This window comes from Nocardia sp. NPDC005825 (assembly GCF_040630175.1).
In the GTDB taxonomy this organism is placed as follows: domain Bacteria; phylum Actinomycetota; class Actinomycetes; order Mycobacteriales; family Mycobacteriaceae; genus Nocardia.
The window spans coordinates 1-7,551 of the sequence record NZ_JBEXXC010000033.1 but is presented as its reverse complement, the minus strand read 5'-3'; the positions used below and the strand labels follow the sequence as shown (position 1 = coordinate 7,551).

Here is a 7,551-nt window from a genome sequence, read left to right as displayed (position 1 = left end):
GAACTGCTCGAAACCGCTCGGGAATGGAGCAAAAGGCCAGTCCGCCGCTCATGAGTTTGCCGCCGAGCAGTTCCGCGAACGCCCTGTAATGCCGCTGATCGCGCTGACCCGAACCGGCCAGCGCTTTGTGGCCAAAGATCGACCAACCGTTCGGGTCCCAGCCCGACCGAACGTCCTGCCCTGCCGATGAGCGTGTGTCCTAGTCCGAGTTGCTTCTTCTGGCCGTTCGAGTGCTGATGGTGGCCCCTGCGGCCAGCAGTAGCCGCCCAATGATCTCCATCTCCACCAGCGTTCCTTCGAGTCCGGGACCCAAGAGTTCGTCGGCGAGGGAACGTGACTCGGTCAGGGAGAGCGATTGCGCGATGCGAATGGCCCTCATCGCCGAAGCTGGCGCGACAGTACCCGGGTGCGGGCAGCCGGAGCGTTACTACCCAGATGAGAGGGGAGCGCTGCCTCGAAGTGGCCGACGAACTCGGTGCACTGAGTCTGGCTCTGCCGACGATCGCGACCGGAGCCTACGGCTTCCCGTCGGGTCAGGCCGCCAGGATTGCGATCGCCACAATCCGATCCCCTGCCTCGGTGCGCCGTATCAGGATGGTCGCGTTCGACGAGTCGACCCACACCGCGCTTACCAACGCCTTGAACCAAGCCGAATCGAGCAAGACTCCTTCTAGCTAGCCACCTCTTCGAACTGGCACCGACGTCGCCACATGCAAACTGCGCCAATTACCTTCGGCTTGGTCGAATACCCACGTGGACACCTGTCGCCCGGAGCTGGCGTGCGATGATCTCCATCTCGACACGCGTGCCTTCCAGACCGGTCTGTTGCAGTTTCTCGGTCAGGGTCCTGGCTTGTGTCAGCGACAGTGGTTGCGTCACCCGTAGTGCTCGCATCACTGCGGCCGTCGGCACCGGGACCGGTCCGAGTTCCAGCACGGTAGATCCGTTCGCGGCCAGGATGGCTTCACGAAACCCCGCGAGCGGCTGCCTATAACCGCAGTCCGCCCAGACTGCGCCACATGCAGAGCATCGCCCTTCGATATCCCACCGATGGTCTTCGCCTACCAGCGCTTCGGTGATCGTGGACTCTGTCACGGAGCCGCAGTTGATGCACGCTGTCGCATAGCGGGTAGATTCGGTGACGACGTCCACCCTGTCAAACTTAGGACCCGCGACTGCTCAATGCGAGCCGGAACCTGGTGCGGCGCAGAACGTTCGCACCTGCCGAGTGCACTGACCTCAGAGCGGGCGGAAGGATCGATCCGCGCCGAGATCAGCTGGAGCTTCGGCAATTCGACCCAGTACGGCCCGGACCGTGGCGACCTGATCCGCGCCGACCTGATCGATCAGCTTCCGCTCGTAGTCGGCGTGGAATTCCCGGACCGTGGCCAGCATGTCGCGGCCGTGATCGGACAGGTGCAGGAGTTTGGCGCGCTTGTCGGCGGGGTCGGGGCGGCGCTCGATGTAGCCGTAGCGGACCATCTCGTCGACCACCTTGGCCGCCCCCTGCGCGGTGATGCCGAGGCGTTCTCCCAGTTGGCTTGCGGTGAGCGCGGTTTCGGCGAGGCTGCGCAGCACGTATCCGTAGGACGCGCCCAGCATCCGATGATCTCGCGCGGCGAGGTGGGCGTGCAGGTCCCGCACGAACGACTGATACGCCTGACCGAGCAGTACACCGAAATCCATCCTTGACTCTCCCTTCAAGAATATGTTCAACTCAAGTTGTACACCATAGTTGAACACCTTGGTTGAACATCAGGAGATACAGCATGCCACTCGTAAAGTCCGCCGATGCGCCCGTGTTCGAAGGTCCGATGATGACGGCGGTCGGCCTGGCCGCCCCCAGCCGCGGATCGCAGGAGAACAGCGTGTGGCGGTTCACCCTCGAAGCGGGCAATCCGGGACACGAGCACTCGGTGTCGCGGGAGGAGATCTTCATCGCGCTGTCGGGGCGGGCCACCGTCACCATGGACGGCGCGACCCGCGAGTTCCAGGCCGGGGACGCGCTGATCATCCCCGCGCACACCGATTTCCGGCTCGCGGTGCCCGGCGACGAACCGTTCGAAGCGATGGCGATCCTGCCGGTCGGCGCGTACGCCCAGGCCCCGGGCGGCGATCGGGTCAGCCCGCCCTGGGCTCAATAGCTCCCTGGACTCGACAGTTCACGCACACAAGCGATCACCGAGGAGAGTCATGCCACTCATCACCGCCGACAATGCGCCGCACTTCGCGAACGACCACGCGAGCTTCATCGGCTTGGCCGCACCCAGTCGCGGATCCACCGAGAACAGCGCCTGGCGGCTCACCCTCGAGCCGGGCGTCGACGCACCCCCGCACGCCCTGGATCGTGAGGAGATCTTCGTCCCCCTGTCCGGCAGCATGGTCGTCACCATGAACGGCGAAACCTATACCGTCGCAGCAGGAGACGCACTGATCGTGCCCGCCCACCAGCAGTTCGCCATGGCGAATCCCCACTCCGATCCCTTCGAGGCGATCGTGGTGCTGCCTGTCGGCGGCCAGGGACTCATCCCCGGACAACCGCCGGTCATCGCCCCGTGGGCGCGCTGAGTCCGACAGCGTCGCATACGTCACCTCGCCGTCGGCACGTGCTCATGCTGCCCGTCATGCCCATACTCGGCGGTGTCGACGTGGTGTGCGACGGCGCGTATCGAAGCTGGGCGGTAGCCGGGATCGTGGTCGCGCGCCTGTGCGGGCCGGCTGAAGCCGCCGGCGTCCAGGCCGAGCTCGAAGACGGTCAGTGACCTCGGCGTGCGCCGGTGGGCCAGATGATGTCCACGGGTATGTCCTTGTGGCGTGCGAGGTCCACCACCGTTCCCGTGCCACCCTTCTCGCTGGGCTCGCCACCCCACACCGCGATGAGTCGATCGCTCGACCCCACCAACATCTCGTTGGCGGCCTCGTAGGCTTCGCGGCCGGCGGCGTAGAACTCGAGGACGTGGACGGTGGTGGCGCGCGTGAGCAACGAGTCGAACTGCTCTAGGTGGTCGGGCTTGACCTTCTGCTCGCGGTAGTTGCGGCACGGCAGAACGACTTCCAGATGTCCGCCCGCGTCGAGTACGGCCTTGGCGAAGACGCTATCCGCGCCGCGTGCGATGCAGCTGATGCCGACAAGGTCGCCGCGCTGTCCCTCAGCGGCGAGGATGCGAGCGATTTCGTCATAGACCAGGGTGGCCGTATCTGCGGTGATGTTCATATGGCCGGTTACGCCGATGCGGGTCATATCCTCTTCATACCGTGGCGGTGACGAGGGGAGACGTCCTGTCTCATAGTTCGGCGACAACGCTGACGTCGGTGAGTTGCTGGGTGTGCGCGTAGATCTCGCGGGCCTTGACGCGGACGCGGTTGCAGTGCGCGGCGTCGACGATGCCGACGCGGCTACTGACCGAGGTCGTGGATCAGGACGTCGAACTGCGGCGCGTCCGGCCAGGCTGGGCGGAGCGTGCCGACGCGGTGCCAGCCCCACCGCAGATAAGTCTGATAGGCGCGCGTGTTGTCCGGCCGGACCAGCAGGGTTGCACGCTCCTCGTTTCGGCCGCCCAGCAGCCTGTCGTGAAGTGCCCGCGCGATTCCGCTCCCGGTCATGTCGTTCGTGACCATGAGCTCGCTCAGCGCGAAGGTGCGGGCACCGTCCTCGGTCGCGAAGGCGTCGAGATCTCGTGCATCGTCGAGCTGCAGGCCGCCCCACCATGCGGTGCCCTTGGCCAGCGACCACCCCCACGCCTGACCGACCGGCTGTCCGCTGACGTTGGCCAGGATCAGCTCGAATTCGCCGGGCCTGTCGGGCGCGGTGTACGCGTCGAAGCGCTGCATGAACGCGGCCGGGTCCGCGAACGGCGCGCCGGAGCGAATCGCCTCGACGTACGCACCGCGGTAGATGTCCTCGACATCGGCACGACGCGTGCGGGCTTCTGCTGCGCTCAAATGCTCGAATTCCAGGCTCGTCATACCCTCGCTACCTTCTTCGCCAACTCATCGAACTGCAGACCAAAAGCGCTGTCCGGCTGGACAACCGATCGAACGGGTTCGAGCACGCGAAGTGTCCGAGTCGATGACACCGCCCGCAGCTGCTCGAGGGCAGGCAGCCCGACTGATACGGCACCCGCCACGTCGCCGGCCTGTGCAAGAGCCATCGCCCACCCCGCCCGGTAGTTGACCGCGTTTCGCGCGGCGGCGGTTTCGAGCGCCAACTCGCCTGACAGGTCAGCCGCTTTCACCTTGTCGCCCAGGTCTCCGTAAGCGCGGGCTTCATGGCTTCGAACCTCGGTAGTGGTCACGAAGCGCAGCCACCTCGCGCAGTCGTCGACCGGTTCGTGCTCGATCGCGAAATCGAGTTCTCGCCACGCGGTGGCGATGGCACGCCGGAAGTTGACACGGTCAGCGAGAACGCCATACGCCTGAGCCGAGCGCGTCGCGATCAAGGCGTGCACGCGCCCGGGAGGCAACCCATGGGTGAGCTCACGGGCTCGACTGATCAGGGTGAGCGCACGGTGCGGATTGCCGAACCCTTGACGGGCCAACATGATCGATTGGTGCGCCGCGCCGAGGCAAACGTGCACGGTGAGCTCGTCATCGCCAGCCTGGTTGGCGAGCGAGAAGGCGTCCGAGTAGCAGCGGCGCGCGAGCTGATGCTGATCGGCGTCATAAGCGAGCCATCCCGCGATGGTCGCGAGGTTTCCCGCGGCGCTGGCAAAGGCTTTGCCCGCACTGTCGGTGAACGAACAGGTTTCGAGAAGCTCCTTGGCGACCGCGACTTCACGCACCGCCGTGTCCACCAAGCTCGCGCCACCGACCTGCTGATCTTGTGCAGCGAAGGTGGCCACCGCGCGGGACAAGCGTTGTGCGTCCGCAACACCCATGGATCGGCTGCCGGTTGCCAGCAGCGTTGCCCCGAGCAAGATTCCGAATTCTCGCCGCTTCACCTCGTCCTCGACCTCACCACCATCGGAGCCCCCGGGTGCCAGGCTATCCCTCCCAGCAGGATCGGAACCGGAACTGGTCGTAGCCAGCGGCTCGATCGCCAACGCGTCTCGGAAACGCGCCCGTTGCGCGTCGTCGAGGCGACCGAGCAACGTGTCGAGCGCTTCCGCAGATTCGCCACGGACCGGACGAGCGGCGGTCGCCTTCTCCCACTTCCGAATAGTCGGGGGCCTGAAGCCGGTGGCCGCAGCGAGTTGTTCCTGGGTAATCCGCAGCGCGACCTCACGCAGCGCGCGAACCTCCGCACCCGTCCACTTGCTGACGATCATCGACACCCCTTGCCGATCCCCGCGACGCCTCGTATCGGAAGCGTATTACTCGCGTGCGGTTTCGTGGCTGGGAACCGGTCGCTGAACGCGCGAGGCTCAATATGCCCCGGTGCCAGGAGCGACGCCCCAATTGCCTTGGCGCCGGGTGCACTCCACGTCCGTCCAGGGAGCTGGAGGCACCCGACATGGGAATCATCCTCGCAATCACGTTGTCAGCGCTACTGCTGGTAGCCCTCGCCCTACGTGTCACCGATAACCCGCCGGAACCGAAACTCACGGTCGCTGACATCCAGGCGCGGCTCGCCGCCGAGCAGTCGCGCACCCAGCTGCATGTCTCGACCAGCCGGGGCTGGACACGATGAGTTTCAAATTGCCGTCCGCCATCGGGTTCCTGCGCAGCGACATCTCGGGACTGAACCAGGTCCAGGACGAGCTGCGAATCCGGTCCGCCGCCAAGCGAACTGGATATGACCTGCGCAAGACCATCGTGTTCACCGAGCGAACTGAGAACCGACTGCGCCGGCTGTGCGTGGCGATCGACCGCCTGGGCGTTCAGGCCGTGATCGTGCCCAGCGCTGCGCATTTCGACGAAGGCGCGATCCCCGCCGAGGTGCTCGCGGTGGCCGCCGTGCTCACGGTGGCGCCCGGGAGCACGACGCCCCGCACCCGCCCCACGACCAGTTAGGCGATGCCGTGTCGATCATGGATGTCCTCGCGCTGCTCGCCGAGGAACGGGCCGCCGGATGGGTGGGCTACAAGGACGGGTCATGGGCCCCGCTCTGCCGGGACGGGCGGGTTGGTCCGGCCATCACAGCGGCCGACTTGATCGTGGTCGCGCGCCACGACCTTGCTGTGCTCGAGGCGGCCGGGTTCATCGCGGCGGTCATCGACGTCGAGCCGCTCGTGGTCGTCGACGGCACCTGGCAACCACCCGCCATCACCCCCGCCTGATACCGCCCATCTCCCGGGGCCTCCGAGTCGCCTCGCCGGCCCAGGGAAACGTCCGCTCATGCCGCATGCCACGCTGACCGAACCGGTCGGCGCTAGGTGCTGCGGATCCGGGCATGCCGTGGGTTATCCATGCGGGCGGTGTGCGCACCATCGGGTGAGGCGGTGAGGTGATCCATCGCGTACATGCTCGGGGTTACGATGATGCTCGAGCACCGACGGCTAGTCTGACATGGCTCTATCTTCCCTCAGCCCGGCCGTGCAGTCCGCGCGTCTTCGCTTCCTTTGGGAGGAGTTGGTCATGTGCCGCCTGTTCGGACTCTCAGCCGCGCCGCAACGGGTGCGCGCCACCTTCTGGTTGCTGAAGGCGCCCGACAGCCTGTCGCGGCAAAGTCACCGCGAACCTGACGGCGTGGGCCTGGGTACCTTCACCGCTGCGGGCGCGCCGCTGGTGGAGAAGCAGCCGATCGCTGCCTACGAGGATTCGCTCTTCGCGCAGGAGGCCCGCGAATGTGAATCCGAAACCTTCGTCGCACATGTCCGCTTCGCCTCCACGGGCGGGCTGAACGTGCGCAATACCCATCCGTTCGAGCAGCACGGACGTCTGTTCGCGCACAACGGGGTGCTGGAGGGGCTCGACGAGCTGGAGCGCGAACTCGGCGACTATCGCCGACTCGTCCACGGCGACACCGACTCCGAGCGCTTCTTCGCCCTGATCACGGCCCGGATCGACCATCATGCGGGCGATGTCACCGCGGGCATCACCGACGCGGTCGACTGGATCGCCGACCGGCTGCCGCTCTACGCACTCAACATGATTCTCACAACCGAGACCGAACTGTGGGCCCTGCGCTATCCCGACACCCACGACCTGTATGTCCTCGAGCGTGCCGCCGGTGGCGCACAGGGCGATCAGCGGCTCGACCACACGAGTCATAGGGGCATTCGCGCCAGCAGTGGAGTGCTGACCGACTATCCCGCTGTCGTCATCGCCACCGAACGCATGGACAACGACCCCGGATGGAGGCTCCTCGCCTCCGGTGAACTGCTCCATGTCACCGGGCATCTGCACGTGCGGTCCAGCATTATTCGGGATTCCCCGCCCCGCCACCTGCTTTCGCTCGCCGACCTGGACGAGACCGCCGCCGCCTCCCAGACCACACACTGACGATCGCCGTTGCGGCGTCGTCGCCGCGGTAGTAGTCGACGATAATCTGAGCCTTGCGCTGCACGTGGTCGGTGAACGCCCTGTAATGCCGAATGCCGAGTGGCACATGGTGGAGGTGAATCTGGACAAAAGCCCTCCAGGATGTGCCCCTCGGCGACGATGGCGCTG

14 protein-coding genes are annotated in these 7,551 nt (G+C 66.0%); 9 read left to right on the top strand and 5 right to left on the bottom strand.

The features are described from left to right. Together ABZ382_RS36515 and ABZ382_RS36510 are read left to right on the top strand one after the other, a co-directional pair. The coding region (locus tag ABZ382_RS36515) for a hypothetical protein (RefSeq protein ID WP_357098929.1) at nt 1-190 on the top strand (190 nt) is incomplete at its 5' end. Nucleotides 191-435: 245 nt separating this feature from the next. After that, a complete protein-coding gene (locus ABZ382_RS36510) occupies nt 436-678 on the top strand; it encodes a macro domain-containing protein (RefSeq protein ID WP_357098927.1) in 243 nt (80 codons plus the stop codon). A 48-nt stretch (nt 679-726) separates the two neighbouring features. On the opposite strand, the gene ABZ382_RS36505 is transcribed toward ABZ382_RS36510, so the two are convergent. Together ABZ382_RS36505 and ABZ382_RS36500 are read right to left on the bottom strand one after the other, a co-directional pair. After that, nucleotides 727-1,152, bottom strand: a complete 426-nt coding sequence (locus ABZ382_RS36505; RefSeq protein WP_357098925.1) for a hypothetical protein — start codon at nt 1,150-1,152, stop codon at nt 727-729. A gap of 87 nt (nt 1,153-1,239) precedes the next feature. Then, nucleotides 1,240-1,686 (bottom strand): MarR family transcriptional regulator, encoded by a 447-nt coding sequence (locus ABZ382_RS36500; RefSeq protein WP_357098923.1) that lies wholly within the window; start codon nt 1,684-1,686, stop codon nt 1,240-1,242. An 83-nt stretch (nt 1,687-1,769) separates the two neighbouring features. Between ABZ382_RS36500 and ABZ382_RS36495 the strand changes: the two genes are divergently transcribed. From ABZ382_RS36495 to ABZ382_RS36485, 3 genes are read left to right on the top strand one after another with little or no spacing between them, the layout of a single operon-like run. Continuing rightward, nucleotides 1,770-2,144 carry a cupin domain-containing protein gene (locus tag ABZ382_RS36495; protein WP_357098921.1) on the top strand — a complete coding sequence of 125 codons (375 nt, stop codon included), beginning with the start codon at nt 1,770-1,772 and terminating at the stop codon, nt 2,142-2,144. Nucleotides 2,145-2,193: 49 nt separating this feature from the next. After that, complete coding sequence (locus ABZ382_RS36490) at nt 2,194-2,568, top strand: cupin domain-containing protein (protein ID WP_357098919.1); 375 nt, start codon at nt 2,194-2,196, stop codon at nt 2,566-2,568. Between the two features lie 56 nt (nt 2,569-2,624). Next, a complete protein-coding gene (locus tag ABZ382_RS36485) occupies nt 2,625-2,762 on the top strand; it encodes a hypothetical protein (protein WP_357098917.1) in 138 nt (45 codons plus the stop codon). Here the strand turns inward: ABZ382_RS36485 and ABZ382_RS36480 are convergent. From ABZ382_RS36480 to ABZ382_RS36470, 3 genes are all read right to left on the bottom strand, one after another. Next, nucleotides 2,756-3,241 (bottom strand): hypothetical protein, encoded by a 486-nt coding sequence (locus ABZ382_RS36480; protein ID WP_357098915.1) that lies wholly within the window; start codon nt 3,239-3,241, stop codon nt 2,756-2,758. The genes ABZ382_RS36485 and ABZ382_RS36480 overlap by 7 nt on opposite strands. A 155-nt stretch (nt 3,242-3,396) precedes the next feature. Further along, a complete protein-coding gene (locus tag ABZ382_RS36475) occupies nt 3,397-3,966 on the bottom strand; it encodes a GNAT family N-acetyltransferase (protein ID WP_357098913.1) in 570 nt (189 codons plus the stop codon). After that, nucleotides 3,963-5,267, bottom strand: coding sequence for a helix-turn-helix transcriptional regulator (locus tag ABZ382_RS36470; RefSeq protein WP_357098911.1), 1,305 nt, complete (start codon nt 5,265-5,267; stop codon nt 3,963-3,965). The genes ABZ382_RS36475 and ABZ382_RS36470 overlap by 4 nt, the downstream gene beginning before the upstream one ends. Before the next feature lie 185 nt (nt 5,268-5,452). Here ABZ382_RS36470 and ABZ382_RS36465 point away from each other — a divergent pair, with 185 nt between their 5' ends. The 4 genes from ABZ382_RS36465 (at nt 5,453) to ABZ382_RS36450 (ending at nt 7,383) form a co-directional block, all read left to right on the top strand. Further along, the gene (locus ABZ382_RS36465; protein ID WP_357098909.1) at nt 5,453-5,629 is read left to right on the top strand and encodes a hypothetical protein; all 177 of its coding nucleotides are present in this window, start codon (nt 5,453-5,455) and stop codon (nt 5,627-5,629) included. Further along, a complete protein-coding gene (locus tag ABZ382_RS36460; protein WP_357098907.1) occupies nt 5,626-5,952 on the top strand; it encodes a hypothetical protein in 327 nt (108 codons plus the stop codon). The genes ABZ382_RS36465 and ABZ382_RS36460 overlap by 4 nt, the downstream gene beginning before the upstream one ends. A gap of 8 nt (nt 5,953-5,960) precedes the next feature. Next, complete coding sequence (locus ABZ382_RS36455) at nt 5,961-6,218, top strand: hypothetical protein (protein WP_357098905.1); 258 nt, start codon at nt 5,961-5,963, stop codon at nt 6,216-6,218. 298 nt (nt 6,219-6,516) lie between these two features. Continuing rightward, on the top strand, nt 6,517-7,383 hold the full coding sequence (locus ABZ382_RS36450) for a class II glutamine amidotransferase (protein ID WP_357098903.1): 867 nt from the start codon (nt 6,517-6,519) through the stop codon (nt 7,381-7,383). Nucleotides 7,384-7,551 lie beyond the last annotated feature (168 nt).

Coding starts and splice junctions, on each gene's coding strand:
- ABZ382_RS36450 (WP_357098903.1), top strand. CDS start 6,517: ATGTGCCGCCTGTTCGGACTCTCAGCCGCGCCGCAACGGGTGCGCGCC.
- ABZ382_RS36475 (WP_357098913.1), bottom strand. CDS start 3,966: ATGACGAGCCTGGAATTCGAGCATTTGAGCGCAGCAGAAGCCCGCACG.
- ABZ382_RS36485 (WP_357098917.1), top strand. CDS start 2,625: ATGCCCATACTCGGCGGTGTCGACGTGGTGTGCGACGGCGCGTATCGA.
- ABZ382_RS36460 (WP_357098907.1), top strand. CDS start 5,626: ATGAGTTTCAAATTGCCGTCCGCCATCGGGTTCCTGCGCAGCGACATC.
- ABZ382_RS36470 (WP_357098911.1), bottom strand. CDS start 5,267: ATGATCGTCAGCAAGTGGACGGGTGCGGAGGTTCGCGCGCTGCGTGAG.
- ABZ382_RS36500 (WP_357098923.1), bottom strand. CDS start 1,686: ATGGATTTCGGTGTACTGCTCGGTCAGGCGTATCAGTCGTTCGTGCGG.
- ABZ382_RS36465 (WP_357098909.1), top strand. CDS start 5,453: ATGGGAATCATCCTCGCAATCACGTTGTCAGCGCTACTGCTGGTAGCC.
- ABZ382_RS36480 (WP_357098915.1), bottom strand. CDS start 3,241: ATGACCCGCATCGGCGTAACCGGCCATATGAACATCACCGCAGATACG.
- ABZ382_RS36495 (WP_357098921.1), top strand. CDS start 1,770: ATGCCACTCGTAAAGTCCGCCGATGCGCCCGTGTTCGAAGGTCCGATG.
- ABZ382_RS36490 (WP_357098919.1), top strand. CDS start 2,194: ATGCCACTCATCACCGCCGACAATGCGCCGCACTTCGCGAACGACCAC.
- ABZ382_RS36510 (WP_357098927.1), top strand. CDS start 436: ATGAGAGGGGAGCGCTGCCTCGAAGTGGCCGACGAACTCGGTGCACTG.